The sequence below is a fragment of the Micromonospora sp. NPDC049230 genome (genome assembly GCF_040647875.1).
Classification (GTDB): domain Bacteria; phylum Actinomycetota; class Actinomycetes; order Mycobacteriales; family Micromonosporaceae; genus Micromonospora.
In genome coordinates this window covers 1-22,214 of record NZ_JBEZCZ010000030.1, presented here as the reverse complement: position 1 = coordinate 22,214, position 22,214 = coordinate 1, and the positions used below count along the sequence as shown (strand labels likewise).

Below are 22,214 nucleotides of genomic sequence, written 5' to 3'. Positions count from 1 at the left end.
ATTGTCTGCCGCAGGCGCCGCCCCGCCACAGGCCATCACCGTCGATCGACCGAAGCGGGTTCAGCATGCGCACACTGAGACTTGTCACGACTCTGGCCGTCGCCGGCCTGCTCGCCGGTGCGGTGGCGACAGTCGCCACCACACCGGCCAGCGCGGCGACCGCCGTGTTCTCCGTGACGAACACCTGGGGCAGTGGCTATCAGGGGCAGGTCACCGTCACCAACAACACCTCCGCCCCGATCAGCAGCTGGCGGGTCGAGTTCGACCTGCCCGCCGGGTCGACAATCAGCCAGTCGTGGAACGCGCAGCAGACGGCCTCCGGCAGCCACTACGCCTTCAGCAACGTGTCGTGGAACGGCACGCTCGGCGCCGGCGCGTCGACCTCGTTCGGCTTCCTCGTCAACGGGTCGGGCACCCCGGTGAACTGCACTGTCAACGGCGACAGCGTGTCCTGCACCGGCGGCACACCACCGACCACGCCGCCTCCGACCACGCCGCCTCCGACCACGCCGCCTCCGACCACGCCGCCACCGACGACCCCGCCTCCGACGACCCCGCCCCCGTCCACCGGCACGCCGGTCGAGCGGCACGGGCAGCTACGGGTCTGCGGCACGACGATGTGCGACAGGTCCGGCGCGCGGGTGCAGTTGCGCGGCGTCAGCAGCATGTGGCTCAACTGGGAGACGGCACCGTACGCCGAGAACCTCTCCGCGTTGACCTGGATGCGGGACAACTGGAACCTACAGGTGATCCGCGCGGCGATGGGCGTGGAGCCGGCCGGCGCGTACCTGAGCAACCCGGGCAAGGCACGGGCGCAGGTGGAGACCATCATCAACAACGCGGTCAGCGCCGGGGTGTACGTCATCGTCGACTGGCACGCCCACGAGGCACAGAACAACCAGTCCCAGGCGGTGGCGTTCTTCGGCGATCTGGCCCGCCGCTACGGTCACCTGCCCAACGTCATCTGGGAGCCGTACAACGAGCCGTTGCAGGTGAGCTGGACCAACGTCATCAAGCCGTACCACCAGGCGGTGGTCTCCGCGATCCGTGCCGCCGACCCGGACAACATCGTCGTGCTCGGCACCCCGACCTGGTCGCAGGACGTGGACGTGGCGGCGGCCAGCCCGGTCACCGGCACCAACCTGATGTACACCCTGCACTTCTACTCGTGCACCCACGGCGCGTCGCTGCGGGCCAAGGGTGACGCGGCGATCCGAGCCGGCCTGGCGCTGTTCGTCACCGAGTGGGGCGCCAGCAACGCCGACGGCGGCCTCGACGGCCGGGCCTGCCTGCCGGAGGCGCAGTCCTGGATCGACTGGATGAGGGCGAACGGCATCTCCTGGACGGCGTGGAAGCTCGACGTCGGCACCGACACCACAAACCTGCTCAGCCCCGGCGCGCCGGTGACCGGCGGGTGGAGCAACTACCTGCACGGCCACGCGCCGTTCGTGGTGGCGAACATGAGGTAACCCTCGGCCGTCATCAACTCCAGGTCGACGATGTCGGGGTGTCCGGGCCAGTGGGACACCCCGACATCATCGATGGCCTGTCGCCGGGATGCCGGCAGAACGGTCCGTCACCTTAACGCGCCAGAAACACCCCCGGCACCAAACCTGGGAACGCTCGTCGGACAGCCACGACCACCGACACGCGAACCGGGGTGACCATGGCCGACAACACCACAAATGTGCCGACGTTCGACGGGCCGATGGGCCGGTCCGGCAACGGCCGGGCACTGCCCACACCGCGCGCCAACCCGACCGTGGCGCTCGACGACGGCGACCCGGCGGATCTGGCCACGATCGGCGTGGAGGAGGAGTTCCACGTCGTCGACCTGCACACCCGGGAGTTGGTGCCCCGGGCCGGGGAGTTGCTCGACCGGCTGCCGGCCGACTCGTTCACCGCGGAGTTGCACCGCAGCGTGGTGGAGACCAACACCGCGGTCTGCCGCACCCTGGACGAGATCCGCGCCGAGCTGACCCGGCTGCGCCAGTTGGCCGTCCAGGTGGCCGACCGGGCCGGGCTGGGCATCGTGGCGGCCGGCACGGTGCCGCTGCGCGCCGACGGCGACCCGAGCGTCACCCCCACGTCCCGGTACCGGCGGATGCTCGACGAGTACCAGCTGCTCGCGCGGGAGCAACTGATCTGCGGTGCGCAGGTGCACGTCGGGGTGACCGACCGGGACCTGGCCGTCGCGGTCACCCGCCGGGTCCAGCCGTGGCTGCCGGTGCTGCTCGCCCTGTCCACCAGCTCGCCGTACTGGATGGGTCAGGACAGCGGCTACGCCAGCATGCGGTCACTCGTCTGGCAGCGCTGGCCCACGGCGGGTGACCCGGGCGAGGTGACGAGCGCGGCGGATCACGAGGCGCTGGTCGCCGAGCTGATCTCCTCCGAGACGATCACCGACCCTGCCATGATCTACTTCGATGTCCGGCCGTCGGCGCACGTGCCCACAGTGGAGTTGCGGATCACCGACGCCAACGCCGACGTGGAAACCATCGTCCTGCTCACCGGCCTGTTCCGGGCACTGGTCCGGCGGGAGGTCGCCGCCCTGCGCGCCGGGGTGGAGCGCACCGCCGTGCGACCACCGGTGCTGCGCGCCGCCGTGTGGCGGGCGGCCCGCTCCGGGCTGGAGGGCGACCTGCTCGACCTGCCCCGCTCGGCCCGGCCGGTGCCGGCCGCCGAGGCGGTCCGCCGCCTGATGACCGACCTGCGCCCGCAGTTGACCGCGACCGGCGACTGGGAGCAGATCCGCGAGCTGACCCGGTACGCCCTGGAGCGCGGCAGCTCCGCGGCGCGGCAGCGCCGGGCGTACGAACGTCGCGGCCGGTTGGCCGACGTTGTCGACCTGCTCCTCGACGAGACCCGGGGCCGGGTCCGCGAGGCACCACCGGGTGCGCCAGCACCGCCGGTGCTGCCCACGTACGCCGATGCCGGCGACGAGGTCTTCGGAGCGAGCGGGCCGGAGCCGGCGTACGGCCCGATCCTGGCGGCCCTGCGCCGACTCGGTGCCGGCGCCCTCCGACAGCGCGAGCACGACCGGGACGAGGAGCAGCGCGCCCGCGGCGTGACGTTCAGCGTGGCCGGCGAGGCGAGCACCCGGCTCTTCCCGGTCGACCTGGTGCCCCGCGTGGTGCCGGCCGCCGACTGGCGGACGCTGCGCACCGGCCTGGTGCAACGCGCCCGCGCCCTGGACGCGTTCCTGTGCGACGTCTACGGCGACCGGGCCGTGGTGGCCGACGGCGTGGTGCCGGCGTGGGTGGTGGAGTCCTCGCCCGGCCTGCGCCCGACCGGCGCGCTGATGGGCCGTCGGGGCACCCGCGCCCAGGTGTCCGGGACCGACCTGGTCCGGGACCCGGACGGCGGCTGGTACGTCCTGGAGGACAACCTGCGGGTGCCCTCCGGAATCGGCTACGCGGTGCAGAACCGTCGGCTGACCCAGGCGGTGCTGCCGGAGCTGCCGGTGCCGCCGGACCTGCTGCCCGCCGACGAGACGCCGGCGATGCTGTACCGGGCGTTGATCGCCGCCGCGCCCCCCGCGGCCGACGAACCCGCACTGGTGGTGCTCAGCAGCGGCCCGGGTGATCCCGCCTGGTTCGAGCACCGGCTGCTCGCCGACGAGATGGGTGTGCCGCTGACCGAGACCAGCGACCTGCTGGTGCAGGAGGGCCGGGTCTGGCTGGTCCGCGCGGGCAGCCGCAGCCGGGTCGACGTGCTCTACCTGCGGATGGACGAGGAGGCCCTGCTGCACGCGCCGGGCGCCGACGGGGTGCCGCTGGGCTGGCCGTTGCTCGCCGCCGTGCACGCCGGACGGCTCACGCTCGCCAACGCGCTGGGCAACGGCGTCGGCGACGACAAGGCCCTGTACGCGTACGTGCCCCGACTGATCGAGTACTACCTGGGCGAGAAACCCCTGTTGGGGGATGTGCCGACGTACCTGTGCGGGCTGCCCGAGCAGCGGGCCGAGGTGCTGGACCGGCTCGACGAGTTGGTGCTCAAGCCCGTCGACGGGTACGGCGGCGACCGGGTGGTGATCGGCCCACGGGCCGAGGCGGAGGAGTTGGGCGCCGTCCGGGAGCAGATCCTCGCGGCCCCGCACCGGTGGATCGCCCAGGAGATGGTCTCGCTCACCACCCACCCGGTCTTCGACGGCACTGCTCTCGCGCCCCGCCACGTCGACCTGCGGGCCTTCGTGTTCCTCGGCGAGCAGGCCGAGGTCGCGCCGGTGGCGCTGACCCGGGTGGCGCCGGCCGGCAGCATGATCGTCAACTCGTCGCGAGGCGGTGGGTCGAAGGACACCTGGTTGCTCGGCGCGGCCGAGCAGAATTCGGTGTAACCCACGCTTGACCATCCCGTCATCGGTACGCAACCCGGTCCGCCAAACCTGGACCGGTCAGCGGCCCGAGCGGACCCGAGCCGATGAGAGGTGTGCCATGTGCGGTATCGGAGGCGAGTTTCGCCTCGACGGGGCGTCATCGGACCTGGCCGCCGTCGAGCGGATGCTGCCCGCCCTGGCCTCCCGGGGCCCGGACGGCGAGGGGCGGTGGCAGCACGGGCCGGTGGCGCTGGTGCACCGCCGGTTGCGCATCATCGACCTCTCCGACGGCGGGGCGCAGCCCATGGTCGACCCCGAGCTGGGTCTGGCCCTGGTCTTCAACGGCTGCATCTACAACTACCGGGAGCTGCGCGACGAGCTGATCGGCCTGGGCTACTCCTTCCGCTCGACCTCCGACACCGAGGTGATCCTCAAGGCGTACCACAGGTGGGGGACGGCCTGCGTCGAACGGTTCTACGGGATGTTCGCGTTCGTCCTGGTGGAGCTGGCCACGCACACCCTGGTGCTGGCCCGCGACCGGCTCGGCATCAAGCCGCTCTACCTGGCCCAGGGGCCGGGCCGCATCCGGTTCGCCTCGACCCTGCCGGCGTTGCTCGCCGCCGGTGACGTGGACACCGACCTCGACCCGGTGGCGCTGCACCACTACATGAGTTTCCACTCGGTGGTGCCGGCACCGCGCACCATCCTCGCCGGGGTCCGCAAACTCCCGCCGGCCACCGTGCGGGTGATCACCGCCGACGGCCGGAGCACCGACACGCTCTACTGGCAGCCGGGGTTCAGCCGGGCCGCCGCCGATCCGATGTCCGCCGACGAGTGGCAGGAACGGCTCATGGCGGCGTTGCGCACCGCCGTACGCCGACGGATGGTCGCCGACGTGCCGGTCGGGGTGCTGCTCTCCGGCGGGCTCGACTCCAGCCTGATCGTCGCGTTGCTGGCCGAGCAGGGCCAGACCGGGCTGGCCACCTTCAGCATCGGGTTCGAGGCGGCGGCGGGGGAGAGCGGCGACGAGTTCCACTACTCCGACCTGGTGGCCCGCCACTTCGACACCGACCACCACCAGATCCGCATCGGTGCCAGCCGGTTCGTCCCCGCCGTGCACGAGGCCATCGCGGCGATGAGCGAGCCGATGGTCAGCCACGACTGCGTCGCGTTCCACCTGCTCTCCGAGGAGGTCTCGCAGCGGATCACGGTGGTGCAGTCCGGGCAGGGCGCCGACGAGATCCTCGCCGGCTACGACTGGTACCCGCCGATGGCGAACGTGGCCCGCGCGGACGCCGTCGAGGCGTACGCCAGGGTGTTCTTCGACCGTCGGCACGACGCGCTCGCCGGGCACCTGGCGCCCGAGTGGATGCTCGACCACGACGCGAGCCTGGAGTTCGTCACCGCCCACTTCGGCGCGCCCGGCGCGGACACCGCGTTGGACGCGGCACTGCGCCAGGACAGCCTGGTCATGCTGGTCGACGATCCGGTCAAACGGGTCGACAACATGACGATGGCCTGGGGGCTGGAGGCCCGTGTGCCGTTCCTGGACCACGAGGTGGTCGAGCTGGCCGCCGCCTGCCCGCCCGCGTTGAAGCTGGCCCAGGGCGGCAAGGGCGTGCTCAAGGCGGCGAGCCGGGGCATCGTCCCGGACGAGGTGATCGACAGGCCGAAGGGCTACTTTCCGGTGCCCGCCATCCGGCACCTGTCCGGTCCACTGCTCGACGACGTCCGCGACGCGCTGACCGCCCAGTCGGCGCGCGAGCGGGGCCTGTTCCGCAAGGACTACCTGGAGGAATTGCTGGACGCGCCGAACACCCGGCGGACCACGCTGGGTTCCAACGCGCTCTGGCAGCTCGGGCTGCTGGAGCTCTGGTTGCAGCGGATCGGGGTTTAGATGAGCGTACGGACCGAGGTGCCGCGTACCATCCGGCGGACCCGACCCGCCACCTCTCGGCCGGTGGTGCCGGTGCCCGTGGTCGAGGAGTACCGCCCCGCGCCGTCGCCCGACGGCCGCCGGGTGGCGTACCTCTCCGACCAGGGCGGCAGCCCGCGCGTCTGGGTTCGCGACGTCGACACCGCCGAGGCCATTGCGCTGCCCACCGGCGACGAGCCGGTGTTGGCGCTGAGCTGGTCCCCGGACGGGCGGTGGCTGGCCTGCGTCGTCGCACCCGGTGGCGCGCCCCGCACCGAGCTGTGGGTGCTGCGCCCGGACGGCACGCGACGCCGCCAGGTCGCCGGGTTCGGTCGACGCAGCGCCGCGCTGGCCGGCTGGCTGCCCGGCGGCGCGGTCCTGATGGTCACCGAGACCGCCGAGCACGCGCGGGCCGTCCTGATCGACGCGGACACCGGGCACCGGCGGGAGCTCGCCGAGGGTGACCTGCTCACGCTCCTGGACGTGACCCCGGACGCCGGCACCGTGCTGCTGCGCCGGGGCCCCCGCAACGCCCGGTGGTTGGAGGTGCTCGACGTGGCGACCGGCGAGCGGCGGCGGTTGTTCCCGGACGCCGGTCGGGGCAGCACCGACCAGGGCTGGTTCGGCCCGGACGGCACGAGCGTGCTGGCCCGCACCGACGCGTTCTCGGAGCTGGCCGCGCTGGTGCGGGTCGACCTGGCCCGACCGGAGCGGACGCCGATCCGGCTCGCCGGGCGACCGGACGCCGAGTTGGAGCACGTGGCGCCGAGCCCGGACGGGCGTCGCGCCGCGCTGCTGTGGAACACCTACGGCGGGCGCAGCGAGCTGAGCCTGCTCGACCTCGCCGACGGCGTGCAACGGGCCGTCGCCGCCCCCGGGGAGGTGCTCGACGACGCCGTCTTCGCCGCCGGCGGCGACCTGCTCTGTGTGACCGCGCAGGGGCCGGTGCAGCCCCGGGAGGTCTGGCTTGTCGACGCGTCCACGGCGGCGCCGGGCCCGCTGCGGCCGAGCAGCACCACCACTCCTACGACCGGCAGCGGCGTCGCGCCACAACTCGTCGACCTGCGCGCACACGACGGGTTACCGCTGTCCGGCTGGTTGTACCGCCCGGCCGGGCCGGGTCCCTGGCCGACCGCGATCAGCCTGCACGGTGGCCCGGAGGCGCAGGAGCGGCCCGGCTACCACCCGCTGTTCCAGGCCCTCGTGGCACAGGGCGTGGCCGTCTTCGCGCCAAACGTCAGGGGGTCGTCCGGGTTCGGCCGCTCCTTCGTCGCCGCCGACAACCTCGCCGGCCGCTACGGTGCGATCGCCGACGTGGCGGCCTGCGGCGAGTACCTGGTCGACGCCGGCATCGCCCGGCCCGGCCAGCTCGGCTGCCTGGGCCGTTCCTACGGGGGTTACCTGGTCCTCGCGGTGCTTGTGAACTTCCCCGGGCTGTTCGCCGCCGGGGTCGCCGAGTGCGGCATCTCCGACTTCCACACCTTCTACGCCGGCACCGAGCCGTGGATCGCCGCCGCCGCCGTCAGCAAGTACGGCGACCCGCAGCGGGACGCGGAGCTGCTGCGTGACCTGTCGCCGCTGACCCACATCGACCGGCTGGACGTCCCGCTGTTGTTGATCCACGGCGCGAACGACACAAACGTGCCGGCCGGCGAGTCGGCGCAGGTGGCGGCGGCACTCGCCGCCCGGGACGTGCCGCACGGGCACCTGGTGCTTGCCGGCGAGGGGCACGACTTCCTGACGCGGGCCAACCAGGAGGCGGCCCGTACGGCCACCACCGCCTGGCTCACCCGGCACCTCGCCGCGACCGCGACCACCGTCGGCTGAGGCGTTATCCTGCGCCGGTGGAGGTCACGACGCAGGGCGAGCGGTTGGCCGCGGACCTCGGTCGGTGGCTGGCCGACCTGACCTTCGTCGACCTGGACGTCGACGCGGTCACCGCCCTGGTGATCGACGCTGTGGTGCGGTGGGCCGAGGCGCAGGGCTGGCGGGTCTACCGGCGCGCGCCGAGCGTGCTGCCGTTGCCACCGCCGCTCCAGCAGCGGCACTCGGTCCTCGACGTGGCGTGTGCCCGCCCGGACGGCCCGCCGGTCGTCGTGGAGGTCGACCACACCGACCGGGCCCGTACGGTGCAGAAGCTGCGCGCCGAGGCGGACGCCGGCCGCATCCCGCTCTGGGTGCGCTGGGGAGTCGGGCGGTTCACCGCACCGCCACCGCCGGTGCGGATGGTGACGGTCGAGGTGACCCGCCGGGCCGGCCCGGCGGGGCGCGGGCGCCTGCACAGCCGCACCGGGGACCGCCCCGCGCCTGCTCACTCGACCGGCGGTGCCACGGTGGCCACGCCGGCGCTGCCCCTGCCACTGACCGACCCGGGCGACGGTAAGGGCATTGGAAGCGAATCGTAAGTGGAGATCGGCAGAGTTCTGGGTGTCACCGGAGAGCACGACCGACAACCAGGAGAGACTCCCATGCGCAAGCTCGTCAACTCGACCTACATCACCCTCGACGGCGTCATCGAGAACCCGATGTGGACCGCGCCGTACTTCGACGAGGAGGCCCGCGGCCTCGCCGGCGAGCAGACCGACGAGGCGGACGCGATGCTGATGGGCCGGGCCACCTACGACGGCATGTCCGTCGCCTGGCCGCAGCAGGACGAGAGCGACCCGAACACCGGCGCGGCGTACTTCAACAACGTCAAGAAGTACGTCGCCTCCACCACCCTGACCGACCCCACCTGGAAGAACACCGAGGTGCTCCAGGGCGATCTGGTCGAGGCGGTCACCAAACTCAAGGCCCAGGAGGGCAAGAACATCATCCAGTACGGCTTCGGCTCGGTCACCGCGCAGCTGATCAAGGCGGGCCTGGTGGACGAGGTCCGGTTCTGGATCCACCCCGTGCTGGAGGGCGCCACCAGCCTGACGGTGCCGTTGACCGACTTCAAGGCGTCGTTCGAGCTGGTCGACACCCGGGTGCACAAGAGCGGCGTGATCGTCGCCTCGTACCGGCCGAAGACGGCCGCCTGAGGCGTCGCTCAGAGCTGAGCCCGGGCCTCGCCCGGGCTCAGCCGCGTGCCCTCGGCGACCAGTTCCGCGAAGCGCCCCGGTCCCAGTTCGGCGCGCAGCCGCTCGGCCACCCGGTCGGTGTCGTCGCGCTCGGCCGGCGCGGCGGGGGACTGGGTGGCGAGCCGGGCCGCCGCCGCGGCACCCAGCAGCCGGGCGGCCGCCTCGGGGGAACGGACCGCCGCCGCCATGCCCTCCAGGGGGTTGATCGCGTCCCGGGGAGTCCCCATCGCCTCAGCGGCCTCGAACGCCTCGACGTGCAGGGCCAGCGCCGCGTCCGGGTCGCCGCCCTGCTCGACCGCGTAGCCCAGCTCGACCAGGACCATCGGCAGGTAGAGCGGGGGCTGGCTCTCGCACCGGCCCTGCTCGGCGAGGTTGGTGAGGTGGGTGACGGCCAGGTCGAGCTTGCCGTCCCGGCGGGCGGCCAGCCCGAGGCTCATCTCCGCGAAGACCAGCGCACCCGGCGCGCCCTGCCGCACCGCCAGTGCGTACGCGCGTTCGGCCAACTCCCGACCCTGGGCGTAGTCGCGGGTCTGCACGGCGAGCCACGCCAACCAGGACAGTTGGGCGCAGACCTGCGGCCAGAGTGCCAACTCCTCGGCCCAGCGCAGCCCCTCCCGGTGCAGCGCGGCGGCGCGTTCGTGCTCGCCGCGCATGTCGGCGAGCCCACCCACCCACTCGGTCGCCCGCAGGCGACCCCACCGGTCGCCGAGGTCGGCGAAGAGCGCGGCGGCGCGGGTGGCGGTGCGTTCCAGGGTGGCCTGGTCGCCGTTGGCGTGTGCGATGTGCGCCAGCGAGGTCAGCACCGCGGCCTCGGTCCACCTGTCGACGACGTTCGTGGGCAGCAGCTGCGCCGCCAGGGCCAGGTCGCTGTGTTCGATGAGCGCGTTGGCAGCGAACCAGGCGCCCCGGCCGTCCGGGTCGCCGGCCACCGCGGCGCGGACGTCGTCCGGCGCGATCGCCTCGCCCTGGGACAGGGCGAAGCCGACCCGCCAGGGGGTCGCCCGGGCCTCCTGCACCGGGTCGCCGGCCACGGCCAGCGCCCGCCGTGCCTCGGTGAACCGGCCGCGCAGGTACCAGTACCAGCACAGGGCGACCGCCAGGCGCAACCCGCCACCGTGGACCAGCGCCGAACGCAGGTTGGCCGCCTCCGCGTCCAGCAGTGTCAGCCATCGGTGCTGGTCGGCGCCGCGCAGCTCGGGGTCGGCGCGTTCGGCCAGCTCGGTGTAGTAGTCGGCGTGCCGGGCGCGTACCTCGTCGGCGTCGGTCAGCCGGGCCAGGCCGAACGCGGCGACCGATTCCAGCAGCCGGTAGCGCGGCTGCGCACCGGAGTCGTCGAGCACCACCAGCGACCGGTCCACCAGCCGCGCGAGAGTGTCCAGGTCGGTGCGGCAGACCCGCTCGGCGGCCTGCGGGGTGCAGCCGTCGCGGAACACCGCCAACCGGGCCAGCACCTCCCGGTCGGTCGCGTCCAGCAGGTCCCAGCTCCAGCCGATCACCGCGGTCAGCGTCCGCTGCCGGGTCGGCACGTCCCGTTGCGCGGTGGTGAGCAACCGGAAACGGTCGTCGAGCCGTTCCACCACGCCCCGCACACCCAGCGCGCGGACCCGGGTCGCGGCCAACTCCAGTGCCAGCGGCAGCCCGTCGAGGCGGCGACAGAGTTGGGCCACCGCCGGCGCGGTCTGCTCGTCGAGCCGGAAACCGCGCTGCTGCGCGGCGGCGCGGGCGGCGAACAACCGGGCCGCCGCCGAGCGCCGGACCGCGTCCAGGTCACCGTCACCCGGCACGGGCAGCGGGGGTACGTCCCAGAGCAGCTCACCGGTCAACCCGAGCGGCTCCCTGCTGGTGGCCAGCACCCGCACCCCCGGCGCGTCGCGCAACAGTCGGGCGACAAGCTCGGCGGCCGACTCGACCACGTGTTCGCAGTTGTCCAGGACGAGGAGCACCTGCCGGTGTCGCAGGGCCGTGACCAGGCGATCGGCGGCCGATCGGCTCGTCCCGGCGGCCTCGTACGCGCCCAGCACGGCGAGCACCTGCTCGGCGACGCCCGGGTCACCGGCCGGCAGCGGGGCCAGCTCCACCAACTGGACGCCGTCCGGAACGGACTGGGTGCGGGCCGCCTCGGTGGCCAGCCTGGTCTTGCCGACCCCACCCGGCCCGACGAGCGTGACCAGCCGCTGCCGGGGCAGCAGCGCCCGCAGCTCGGCCAGCGCCTCGGCTCGCCCCACCAACTCGTCGAGCTGCGCCGGCAGGCTGTTGCGGATGAGCGCGGCCTTCGGTGGCGCGCTCAGGCCGGCGTCCTGTTCGAGGATCCGGCGGTGCAGGGCGACCAGCTCCGGGCCCGGGTCGAGACCCAACTCCTCGGCGAGGCGTTCCCGCAGGTCGGTGTAGCTGTCCAGCGCCTCGGACTGGCGGCCGGCCGCGTACAGCGCGCGTAGCTGCACCGCCCGCAGACCCTCGCGCAGCGGATGCCTGGCGATCAGCTCGGCGAGGTCGGCGGCGACCAGGTCGTGCTCACCGCGGGCCAACCGGCCCTCGGCCAGCCGCTCGTGCACGACGAGGCGCTGCTCGGCCAGGCGGGCCGCCTCGGCGCGGACGAACTCGGCGTCGGCCACGTCGGCGTACGCCTCGCCGCGCCACAGCCCGAGCGCCTCGGTCAACCTGTCGACGTCGCTGCCGTGGGCCAGCTCGGCGAACCGGTCGGCGTCGACCGCGGTGGTCCGCAGCAGGTAGCCGGGCGGCCGGGACTCGACCAGCTCACGGGCCCCCGGCTCGGCGTCGTTGAGCGCCTTGCGCAACTGGGACACCCGCACCTGGAGCGCCCCGAGCGGGTTGGCGGGGGAGTCGTCACCCCACAGGTCGTCGACCAGGCGGTCCGCCGAGACCACCTGGTTGCGGTTGGTCAGCAGGTCGGCCAACAACGCGCGCACCTTGGTGCCGGGCACCACGACCGGCTCGCCGTCGTCCGTGGTCACGGCGAGCGGCCCGAGCACCCCGAACTGCACGGCGGACATCTTAGCGCCGATAAGGCGACCGGAAGCCAACCGTAAGCGCGGCGGCGCACCGTGTGGTCATGGACATCTACTGCGAAACGCACGGCAACGGCCCGGATCGCCCGCTGGTGCTGATCCACGGCGCCCTCTCCGGCATCGACACCTCGTTCGGCACGATCCTGCCGCTGCTGGCGAAGACCCGACAGGTGATCGCCGTCGAGTTGCAGGCACACGGCCGTACCCCCGACGTGGACCGCCCGCTGACCGTGGAGCACTTCGCCGCCGACGTGGTGGAGTTGCTCGACCGGCTGGGCATCGGGCGGGCGGACGTCTTCGGCTGGAGCATGGGCGCTGCGGTCGCGCTGCGCCTCGGCACCGACCACCCCGACCGGGTCGGGCGGTTGGTGCTCGCCTCGGTGAGCTTCGACGACGACGGCCTGCACCCCGGCCTGCTCGACGGGATCCAGGACCTGCAACCCGAGCACCTGCACGGCTCGGAGTTCCACGAGGAGTATCTGCGGACCGCGCCGGACCCGACGGGCTGGGCCAACCTGGTCACCAAGATGAAGGTGCTGGACGCGAACCTGCCGCAGTGGACGCCCGAGCAGATCCGCGCGCTCGCCGCACCCACCATGATCGTGCTGGCCGACTCGGACATCGTCCAGCCCGAGCACGCGGTGCTGATGTTCCGACTGCTCGGCGGCGCGGTGCCCGGCGACCTGACCGGGCTGCCGGCGTGCCGGCTGGCCATCCTGCCCGGCACCACACACACCTCGATCCCGCAGCGCGCCGACTGGCTGGCCCCGATGATCGACGAGTTCCTGACCGAGGAGTAGAACGGCCCCCCACGCAGCGTCGATCATGGACTTGTGGTGCCCACCTTGGTAGCCCGATACCCTTTTGCGCACCACCACAACTCCATGATCGACCGAGCGGGGGTGGGGGCGGCGGGGGTGGGGGCGGCGGGGCTGGGGGGTGGGGTGGGGGCGCTCACCAGCCGGGCGTACTCGCTCATCCCCGGCCGCGAGAAGGACCTCTCGACGACGTCGGTCAGGTGGGGCCAGACCCGGCCGGTGTCCGCCGCGATGAGAGTGGAGTGTTCGTCCACGTGGGGCAACGAGTCGATGGGCATCAGCGTCTCCTCGCGTCGGTCTCCAATCTCACCCGCCCTCGCCGAACTTCGCGGTCCCCGGTCATGGCGTGTGGTCGATCCAACGGGTAGAAACATGTCTACCCGTCAGAGAGCGCTCTCACCGCCCCCAGCTGTGCCGGCAGGACGCCTCCGGCCAGCGGAGAGGACGAACCACATGACAAGCCCGTCCCGACGTACCCTCCTGCTCGCCCTGCTGGTGACCACCGCGGTCGTGACGACGAGCACCGCCGCCACCGCCGGCCGCCCCACGCACGGCGCACCGGACTTCGGGCCCCACGTGACGATCTTCGACCCGCGCATGCCGGTCGGCGAGATCCAGCAGACCCTGGACGCGGCGCACGCCCGGCAGGTCGACAACGAGATGGGCACCGAGCGGCACGCCTACCTGTTCAAGCCGGGCACGTACGGCAGTGCCGAGAAGCCGTTGCAGGCCAAGGTCGGCTATTACACCGAGGTCTCCGGCCTGGGCGCCTCGCCCACCGACGTCACCGTCAACGGCAAACTCGAGGTCTACAACCGCTGCCTGGCCGATGGCGGCACCGGCAACTGCCTCGCGCTTGTCAACTTCTGGCGCACCCTGTCCAACCTCTCGCTCACCATCAACGCCGCCGGCCAGGACGACTGCCGGTCGACGGCGAACTTCTGGGCGGTGTCCCAGGCGGTGTCGATGCGCCGACTGAACATCGGCGGCGGCGGTCTGTCGCTGATGGACTACTGCACCGCCGGCCCGCAGTACGCCAGTGGCGGGTTCATCGCCGACTCGCGGCTGCCGGCCACCACGAACGGGTCGCAGCAGCAGTGGCTGACCCGCAACAGCGAGGTCGCCGGTTGGTCCAACGCGGTGTGGAACCAGGTCTTCGCCGGCGTCGAGGGGGCGCCGGACGACGCCACGTTCCCCGACCCGCCCTACACGACCCTGGAGACCACCCCGCTCAGCCGGGAGAAGCCGTACCTGTTCGTCGACGGCAAGGGTCGCTACCAGGTACGGGTGCCCGCCGCGCGGCGGGACAGCCGGGGCGTCTCCTGGGCCGACGGCATGACGCCGGGGCGCACCCTCGACATCGGGGACTTCTTCATCGCCAAGCCGGCCGACCCGGTACGCGTCATCAACGCCCAGCTCGCGCGCGGCAAGCACCTGCTGCTCACCCCCGGCACGTACGACATCGCCCGCAGCATCGAGGTCCGGCGGCCCGGCACCGTGGTGCTCGGCATCGGGCACGCCACCCTCACGGCCGTGAACGGCGCGATCCCGCTGGACGTGGCCGACGTTCCCGGCGTGATCGTCGCCGGTGTCACGATCGATGCCGGTGCGGTCGAGTCGCCGGTCCTGCTGCGGGTCGGCCGCCAGCACGGCCACAACGCCAGCGACCCGCACAACCCGACCACGCTGTCCGACGTGTACTTCCGGGTCGGTGGCCCGCACATCGGGCGGACGAACACCGCGCTGGAGGTCAACAGCGACAACGTGCTGATCGACCACACCTGGGTCTGGCGCGGCGACCACGGCGTCGAGGGCTTCACCGAGGGCGTCAACGGCGACACCGACCGCTGGCGCACCAACACCGGTCGCTACGGCGCCGTCATCAACGGCGACCACGTGACCGCGACCGGCTTGTTCGTCGAGCACTTCCAGCGTTACAACACGGTCTGGAACGGCGAGCACGGCAGCACGATCCTGTACCAGAACGAGCTGCCGTACGACCCGCCGACGCAGGCCGACTGGATGAACGGCGCGGTGCGGGGGTGGGCCGGTTACAAGGTGGGTGACCGGGTGCGGCACCACACCCTGCACGGTGGCGGGGTGTACGTCTTCAACCAGAACAACCCGTCGATCCACACCGAGAACGGCTTCGAGGTCCCGAACCGGCCCGGTGTGCGGCTGCACCACGTGATGACCGTCAACCTCAGTGCCGGCACGATCGACCACGTGGTCAACGGCGTCGGCGCGGCGGCCGACATGACCAAGGTCGGCGCGCCGGTCTATCTCGCGCGGTACCCCGCCCCGTAGCGGGTTTGGCGTAGCGGACGGGGGTCGGAGCCGAGGAGGCTCCGACCCCCGCTGTCGTCCCCGCCACGCGCGCACCCTTGAATTCCTATCGGTCAGGTAGGAAAATTGGCCGGCGTCGCTCCACACCCCCGTCCACGCGCTGTCCACCGGTCCGGCCCGGCCGGACCGGTCCACCCCCATGGAGGTACGCCATGACAACCGACCAGCCACCGCCCACCCCGCCAACAGCCGGGGAGTCCCGGCTCGCGTTCAACGAGGACTGGGTGGCGACGATCCTCGGCCTCGCCCTGCTCGCCCTGGTCCTGCTCGGTGCCCTCCCCGCCGGGCTGGTGCCCTGATGGCCACGGAAGAGACCCGCACGGTGGACGAGGCCCGCACGTCCGACCCGGCCGCGACAGTGGCCGAGCCCCGTACGACCGACGGCACCCGCACGCCTGACGCGCCCGACGGCGCTGCCGGGCCCGCGCCGGTCAGTGGGCCACCGACGACAGTCGACCCGGCCGGTCCCACCGGCACCGCGCGCGACGGCCGGTTCTGGGCCTGGACGCTGCTCGGTCTGGTGATCGTTGTCGGGCTCGGCGCGCTCACCCGCTACCTGGAGCAGAACGTCCCCGGGTGGGCCGAGGGCACCGCCGTCGAGGACATCGGGGCGGCGATCGAGTACCCGGTCTACGCCATCCTGCTGGGCCTGCTGGGCAACGTCGCCGTCACGCTGCTCGGCTGGCGGGACCGGATCGCCGCCGCGTTCCGCACCGAGTTCTTCATCAAGACCGGTCTGGTGCTGCTCGGCGCGTCGATCAACCTGGCCGTCATCGCCAGCGCTGCCGGTCCGGCGATTGCCCAGGCGATCCTGCTGATCAGCGGTGTCTTCTTCTTCACCTGGTGGCTGGCCGGCCGGTTCGGCCTCGACGACAAGCTGCGCGCCCTGCTCGCCTCCGCGGTGTCGATCTGCGGGGTCAGCGCGGCGATCGCCGCCGCCGGCGCGGTCCGGGCGCGGCGGGAGCAGTTGGCCTACACGGCGAGCCTGGTCATCATCTTCGCGCTGCCGTCCATCTTCATCCTGCCCTGGCTTGCCGACGTGTTCGGGCTGTCCGACGCGGTGGCCGGCGCCTGGATCGGCGGCAACATCGACACCACCGCCGCGGTCACCGCCGCCGGGGCGATCGCCGGCGAGGAGGCGCTCCAGATCGCCAGCATCGTCAAGGTCACCCAGAACGCGCTGATGGGTGTGGTCGCGGTCGCGCTCACCGCGTACTTCACCCTGCGGGTGGAGCGGCGGCCCGGCGCGGAACGGCCGGGCCTGCGCGAGTTGTGGATCCGGTTTCCGAAGTTCGTCCTGGGTTTCATCGCCGCCTCGGTCATCGCCACCTGGTATCTCGACGGGGCCGGTGCGGACGGCAAGGCCACCATCGCCATCGTCAACGACCTGCGCGTCTGGTTCCTGATCCTGGCGTTCGTCAGCATCGGCCTGGAGGTGCGCGTCGCGTCGCTGCGGGAGGCCGGTTGGCGGCCGGTGGCGGTGTTCGCCAGTGCCACGGTGTTCAACCTGGCATTGGCGCTCGCCCTGGCGTCAGTGCTGTTCCGCGGCTTTTCCGTCTGAGCGTGTCGCGCCGGGTGGAGAGGGTCAGACCGATCATCTGGTCTGGACCCTCTCCACACCGGGCTTCTCAGGAGGTGCGCGTCACGCGTCGATCGCCGCGCGGGACCGGCGGACGATCAGCCGTGCCGTTGTGCCGGCGACGACCAGGGCGAGACCGGTGCTGAAGAACCACCACAGGTTGGCGGCACTGCCACCGGTGACCGGCAGGGTGGGGCTGGTCGAAGGGGCCGGCTGGGTTGGGTCGCCGGTGGGGGCCGCCGTGGGCTGGGTCGGTGACGGCGTGGGCTGGGTCGGTGTCGCTGTCGCTGTGGGTGTCGGGGTCGGTGTCGGCGTGGTCTGCAAGGGGCGTTCGCAGCGGGCCTCGGCCAGGATGACGGACCCGACGGGGATGTCCAGCAGTGGGCCGCCCACGATGGTGCCGGTGAGCCGCAGGGTCGCCTGGACAGCGATCGCCGTGGCTCCGTCGGCGGTTGTGGTCTCCACATTGGTGAGCGTGACGTTCAGGCTGGCATCCGTCAGGCCGGGGACCGTGACGGCGGCGCTGGCCGTGACGCCAGGAGTGTTCGGCAGCAGATTGACCGGCTCCCCGAACAACTCCAAGCCAACAAACGTGGTGTCCGCAGTCTGGGCGCCGACCTGGGGGCAGGCCACCGCCGCCGTGATCACGTCGGCGTCGATCACCGACGTGCCGAGCACGCTGAGTGCGAGGTCGGCGATTTCCGCGTTGGCGGAAGACGCCGTGTCGCCGCGAGTGGCGCTGACCTGCACCACGGTGCCGGAGGCGGTGACCCCCAGCGCGCCGGGGATGGTGATCGCCAGGGCGGTGTCGCTGTCCGTGCCACCGCCGGCCGGGGCCGTCGCGGTGCCGATGACGGCGTCGGCGGTGATGACCGGAGTGCCAAGTACCGACGCGGAAAGGTCCACCACGACTCCCCGGGCGCTCGCATCACCGGGTGCCGCGTAGGCCGGAGCGCCTCCGGACAGGACCATCACTCCCGCGGCCGCCGCCGCGACGGCTCCAGTAGCCGAAAGTCGCTGGGAAAATCTCACGTTGTCGCCTCTGATCAGTAAGCCCTTCCCGACCATCGAGAAGGCGATTCCGAGGCTATGTCCTGATACGTCCACTAAGCAGCCATATTAGAGTATTTGGGGCAAATCGAATGCGGCTCGTGAACTCTCTTTCGCCTTGATGGCGAGAAATTCCATCGTACAGTCGCACTCTTGCGGTGCGGCATCCACTGCTGCCACGATGGCCGTCAATGCCTTCCGTCCCGAAGGAGTGGTCCTCATGGCGGTCTCCCGCCGCAGGTTCGTCACGTCGGTGCTGGGCGGGTCCGCCCTCGCCGCCGCCTCCACCACCGAGCTGCTTGCCACCCTGGCCAGCCCCGCCTCCGCCGCCAGTCCCCCCGGGGACGTGGTCGGCAAGGTGACCGTCGGCTACCAGGGCTGGTTCAGCGCGCCCGGCGATTCCGCGCCCATCGGCGGCTGGTGGCACTGGAGCCGCGACCGCTTCCAGCCGCCGTCGCCCAGCAACACCACGATCGTGTCCTGGCCGGACATGCGCGAGTACACGCGCAGCTATCCCACCGCGTACCCCAATCTGGGCAACGGCTCACCGGCCACCCTCTTCTCCTCGTACGACCAGCAGACGGTGGACACCCACTTCCGGTGGATGCAGGAGTACGGCTGCGACACCGCCGCCCTGCAACGGTTCAACCCGACCGGCGACGAGGGGCCGACCCGCGACGCGATGACGCTGAAGGTCCGCTCGGCCGCCGAGCGCCACGGCCGCAAGTTCTACATCATGTACGACGTCACCGACTGGTTGACCATGCAGACGGACATCAAGACCGACTGGACGACGAAGATGTCCACGCACACCGCGTCCAGCGCGTACGCCAGGCAGAACGGCAAGCCTGTCGTCTGCATCTGGGGCTTCGGCTTCAGCGAGCCCAGCCGGCCCTTCACTCCCGGGCCCTGCCTGGAGGTGATCAACTGGTTCAAGGCGCAGGGCTGCTACGTCATCGGCGGCGTGCCCACCTGGTGGCGGCAGGGCATCGAGGACTCCCGACCCGGCTTCCTCGACGTCTACCACGCGTTCCACGCGATCTCCCCGTGGATGGTCTACCGGGCCAGGACCGTGGAAGAACTCGACTCGTACTACCACAACGTCAACGTCGGCGACATGGCCGACTGCGCGGCGCGCGGCATCGACTACCTGCCCTGCGTGATGCCCGGTGACCTCGCCGGTGGGCACCGCCGCCACGGCGACTTCTACTGGCGGCACATCTACAACATGGTCCGGCTCGGCTCCCAGGGCCTGTACGTGTCCATGTTCGACGAGTACAACGAGGGCAACCAGATCGCCAAGACGTCCGAGACCCAGGCCACCACCCCCGCCGGCGCGAACATCCGCGCCCTGGACGAGGACGGCGTGGCCTGCTCCTCCGACTACTACCTGCGCATCACCGCAGACGGTGGCCGCATGCTGAAGGGGCAGCTCGCGCTGACCGCAGTCCGCCCGACGCCGCCGATGGTCGGCGCCCCGCCGCCGGTCACCGGAAACCTCGCGGCCGGCAAGTCCACCTCGGCGAGCAGCCAGAACGGCTCGTTCGCGGCGTCCAACGCTGTCGACTCCGACGCCGGCAGCTACTGGGAGAGCGGCGGCGGCGCGTTCCCGCACTGGTGGCAGGTCGACCTCGGCGCCAGCCACCCGGTCAACAAGCTCGTGGTGCGGCTGCCCGCCGGCTGGGGCGCGCGCACGCAGACCATCACCGTGCAGGGCAGCGTCGACGGCAGCTCCTTCTCGACAATCGCCGGGGCCTCGGCGTTCGCCTTCGACCCGGCGACGGGCAACACCGTCACCCGCACGCTCACGACCACCACGGCCCGCCACATCCGGCTGAGCATCGCCGGCAACACCGGCTGGGCGGCGGGCCAGCTTTCCCAGGTCGAGGTGTACGCCGCAAACGGCACCACGGACAACGCGCCGACCGCGCCGAGCGGCCTCACGGTGACCGGCACGACGTCGAGCAGTGTGTCCCTGGCGTGGACGGCGTCCACCGACGACAACGGGGTAGCCGGTTACCAGGTGCGGCAGGGCGGCACTGTCGTCGCCACCGTCACCGGCACCACGGCGACGGTGAGTGGGCTGAGCGCGTCCACCGCGTACACCTTCACGGTCACCGCGCGCGACGCGGCCGGCAACACCTCCGGCGCGTCCTCCGCGGTCACGGTCACCACGGACGCCCCGGCCAACGCCGACCTCGCCCGGGGGCGGTCCACCTCGGAGAGCAGTCACGTCCAGAGCTACGGGTCGGGGAACGTGGTCGACGGGGACGCGAACAGCTACTGGGAGAGCGCCAACAGCGCGTTTCCGCAGTGGGTGCAGGTCGACCTGGGTTCCGCGCGCACGGTCGGGCGGGTGGTGCTGAAGCTGCCGCCGTCGTCGGCGTGGGGCAGCCGGACGCAGACTCTCGCGGTGCAGGGCAGTGTCGACGGGGGAAGCTTCGGGACGTTGGTCGGGGCGGCGGGGCGAACGTTCGACCCGGCTAGCGGTAACCAGGTGGCGCTTACCTTTAGCGCGGCGCAGACGCGTTACGTGCGGATCATCGTCGCCGGCAACACCGGGTGGCCGGCTGGGCAGTTGTCGGCGCTGGAGGTGTACGCGAGCTGACCGGGTTTGGGTGGCCGCCGATCGCCGGCCGGCGGCCGCCCACATCATCGATGACCACCCAGTTGGGTCCTGGGCTGGACCACTAAACTGCTGACCCGGCAGGCAGTGAAGAGGCCAGGACGGGGGCGGCGATGAACGCCGAAGATCGCATCGAACGGGCCAGAACGCTCTATGAACAAGCCGTGTACAGCGGCGATGCCAGCGTGTTGGCCAACGCCGAACGGGACCTGGACGCGGTGGAGGCCGACGCCGCGCTGGCCCGTGGGCGGATATTGCATGCACGGTTCCTCAACGAACGCGCCAGCAGCGGCTCGTCACCCGCCGAGGACCCGGCCGAACTGCCGTTGTTTGAGCGTGCGATCGAGCTGTACCAGGCGCTGGGCGACACGCATGGCCAGGCCGAGACACTGTTCTGGATCGGCTGCCTGCATCAGGTCATCCGGCGCGATAACGAGACTGCGATTCCACACCTGGAAAGGTCCCACCAGATGGCGGCGCAGGTCGGCGACAAGCCGACCCAGGCCGAGGCACTTCGACACCTGGGCATCGCGGCGCACACGGCCGGTCGACTGGACGAAGCCCGCGAGCGGCTGGAGGAGTCGTCACGGCTGCGCCGGGAGGTGGGAGCGCTGCCGGGCGTGGCCGCCAACATGGTCGGCCTGGCCTATATCGCCGCCGCTCAGGACCGCCACGAGGACGCGCTCGCGACACTCGACGAGGCGAACGCCATCGCCCAGGCCCACGGTGCCCACGCCATCGTGCGGCAAATCGAGCAGGCAAGAACACAGATTTAAGCACGCGATCACACCACGTACCCAAGCTGCCAACACAAGCCGGGTATCCACACCGAGCCTGTCAGACCAACTATCTACCGTTATGGCAGGATCTCGGCCCGTGACTGAAACCGAGCAGGTTCCGCCTCGCGATGATCGTGCGTGGCCGCGTGGAGCGGAGCCAGTCTCCCTGGTCGTTGGCCTGGCCGCGATCGCTTCTGGTGTCGCGGTGACCACAAGGTCTGGACAAGCCCTTACGTCGGCGCTGTGTCTGCATGCGGGTCTGCTAATCGGATCGTCGATGTTGGTTGTTGGGATGCGGCGATGGCTTTCTGGCAAGGGAATTCCGGCAGGGCTCGGGATCATTTCGACAGTCGTTGCCGTGGCCAGCGGGATCTTCCTCAGAGTGACCGGCATGACTGGTGGGGGAGGAGCACTCCTTGCCGGACTAGTGGGCGGTCTTCTTCTCGCCAACGTCTGGGCCATCCGGGCTGCAAGGGCGAACCGTCAACGGTGAGTCAGGCCATCGGCGGCACTGTTGACCCAGCAGGCAGCGGTCGTGCCCGAGCCGTCGGGATGGTTCTAACAGAAGGTCGCGGACCGGTCGTACCATCGCCAGGTGGGACAGCTAGCTGTACTGACCCGTGAGGTTGGGGACGCGGCTGGCGGGTGGTAGGCCGTTGAGTGCGGTGTGTCCGCGGTGGTGATTGTAGGAGTGGATC

15 protein-coding genes are annotated in these 22,214 nt (G+C 71.7%); 12 read left to right on the top strand and 3 right to left on the bottom strand.

What is annotated here, in order from left to right; genetic code table 11:
- Positions 1-65: 65 nt before the first annotated feature.
- The 6 genes from AB0A95_RS23350 to AB0A95_RS23325 all read left to right on the top strand — a co-directional run bounded on the left by AB0A95_RS23350 (position 66) and on the right by AB0A95_RS23325 (position 9,253).
- On the top strand, positions 66-1,469 hold the full coding sequence (locus tag AB0A95_RS23350; RefSeq protein ID WP_357557842.1) for a cellulase family glycosylhydrolase: 1,404 nt from the start codon (positions 66-68) through the stop codon (positions 1,467-1,469).
- Positions 1,470-1,666: 197 nt separating this feature from the next.
- The gene (locus AB0A95_RS23345; RefSeq protein ID WP_357557841.1) at positions 1,667-4,336 is read left to right on the top strand and encodes a carboxylate--amine ligase/circularly permuted type 2 ATP-grasp protein; all 2,670 of its coding nucleotides are present in this window, start codon (positions 1,667-1,669) and stop codon (positions 4,334-4,336) included.
- Positions 4,337-4,433: 97 nt separating this feature from the next.
- Complete coding sequence (locus AB0A95_RS23340) at positions 4,434-6,212, top strand: N-acetylglutaminylglutamine amidotransferase (RefSeq protein ID WP_357557840.1); 1,779 nt, start codon at positions 4,434-4,436, stop codon at positions 6,210-6,212.
- Entirely contained in the window at positions 6,213-8,057 is a 1,845-nt protein-coding gene (locus AB0A95_RS23335; protein WP_357557839.1) for a prolyl oligopeptidase family serine peptidase, read from the top strand.
- 17 nt (positions 8,058-8,074) lie between these two features.
- A complete protein-coding gene (locus tag AB0A95_RS23330; RefSeq protein WP_357557837.1) occupies positions 8,075-8,635 on the top strand; it encodes a hypothetical protein in 561 nt (186 codons plus the stop codon).
- A 63-nt stretch (positions 8,636-8,698) separates the two neighbouring features.
- Entirely contained in the window at positions 8,699-9,253 is a 555-nt protein-coding gene (locus tag AB0A95_RS23325) for a dihydrofolate reductase family protein (protein ID WP_357557835.1), read from the top strand.
- 8 nt (positions 9,254-9,261) lie between these two features.
- On the opposite strand, the gene AB0A95_RS23320 is transcribed toward AB0A95_RS23325, so the two are convergent.
- On the bottom strand, positions 9,262-12,303 hold the full coding sequence (locus AB0A95_RS23320; RefSeq protein WP_357557834.1) for a BTAD domain-containing putative transcriptional regulator: 3,042 nt from the start codon (positions 12,301-12,303) through the stop codon (positions 9,262-9,264).
- Between the two features lie 59 nt (positions 12,304-12,362).
- Between AB0A95_RS23320 and AB0A95_RS23315 the strand changes: the two genes are divergently transcribed.
- Positions 12,363-13,118: an alpha/beta hydrolase gene (locus AB0A95_RS23315; protein ID WP_357557832.1), complete on the top strand. Its 756-nt coding sequence runs from the start codon at positions 12,363-12,365 to the stop codon at positions 13,116-13,118.
- Between the two features lie 23 nt (positions 13,119-13,141).
- On the opposite strand, the gene AB0A95_RS23310 is transcribed toward AB0A95_RS23315, so the two are convergent.
- Positions 13,142-13,414 (bottom strand): hypothetical protein, encoded by a 273-nt coding sequence (locus AB0A95_RS23310; protein ID WP_357557831.1) that lies wholly within the window; start codon positions 13,412-13,414, stop codon positions 13,142-13,144.
- Positions 13,415-13,589: 175 nt separating this feature from the next.
- On the opposite strand from AB0A95_RS23310, the gene AB0A95_RS23305 reads away from it, so the two are divergent.
- From AB0A95_RS23305 to AB0A95_RS23295, 3 genes are all read left to right on the top strand, one after another.
- The gene (locus AB0A95_RS23305) at positions 13,590-15,443 is read left to right on the top strand and encodes an adenylyl cyclase (RefSeq protein WP_357557830.1); all 1,854 of its coding nucleotides are present in this window, start codon (positions 13,590-13,592) and stop codon (positions 15,441-15,443) included.
- 191 nt (positions 15,444-15,634) lie between these two features.
- Complete coding sequence (locus tag AB0A95_RS23300) at positions 15,635-15,781, top strand: hypothetical protein (protein ID WP_357557829.1); 147 nt, start codon at positions 15,635-15,637, stop codon at positions 15,779-15,781.
- The gene (locus AB0A95_RS23295; protein ID WP_357557828.1) at positions 15,781-17,043 is read left to right on the top strand and encodes a putative sulfate exporter family transporter; all 1,263 of its coding nucleotides are present in this window, start codon (positions 15,781-15,783) and stop codon (positions 17,041-17,043) included. Before AB0A95_RS23300 ends, AB0A95_RS23295 begins: the two co-directional genes overlap by 1 nt.
- A gap of 81 nt (positions 17,044-17,124) precedes the next feature.
- Here the strand turns inward: AB0A95_RS23295 and AB0A95_RS23290 are convergent, their stop codons facing one another.
- Entirely contained in the window at positions 17,125-17,967 is an 843-nt protein-coding gene (locus tag AB0A95_RS23290) for a hypothetical protein (RefSeq protein WP_357557827.1), read from the bottom strand.
- 364 nt (positions 17,968-18,331) lie between these two features.
- Here AB0A95_RS23290 and AB0A95_RS23285 point away from each other — a divergent pair, with 364 nt between their 5' ends.
- Positions 18,332-20,719: a discoidin domain-containing protein gene (locus AB0A95_RS23285; RefSeq protein WP_357557826.1), complete on the top strand. Its 2,388-nt coding sequence runs from the start codon at positions 18,332-18,334 to the stop codon at positions 20,717-20,719.
- Positions 20,720-20,850: 131 nt separating this feature from the next.
- Positions 20,851-21,513 carry a tetratricopeptide repeat protein gene (locus AB0A95_RS23280; protein ID WP_357557825.1) on the top strand — a complete coding sequence of 221 codons (663 nt, stop codon included), beginning with the start codon at positions 20,851-20,853 and terminating at the stop codon, positions 21,511-21,513.
- Positions 21,514-22,214 lie beyond the last annotated feature (701 nt).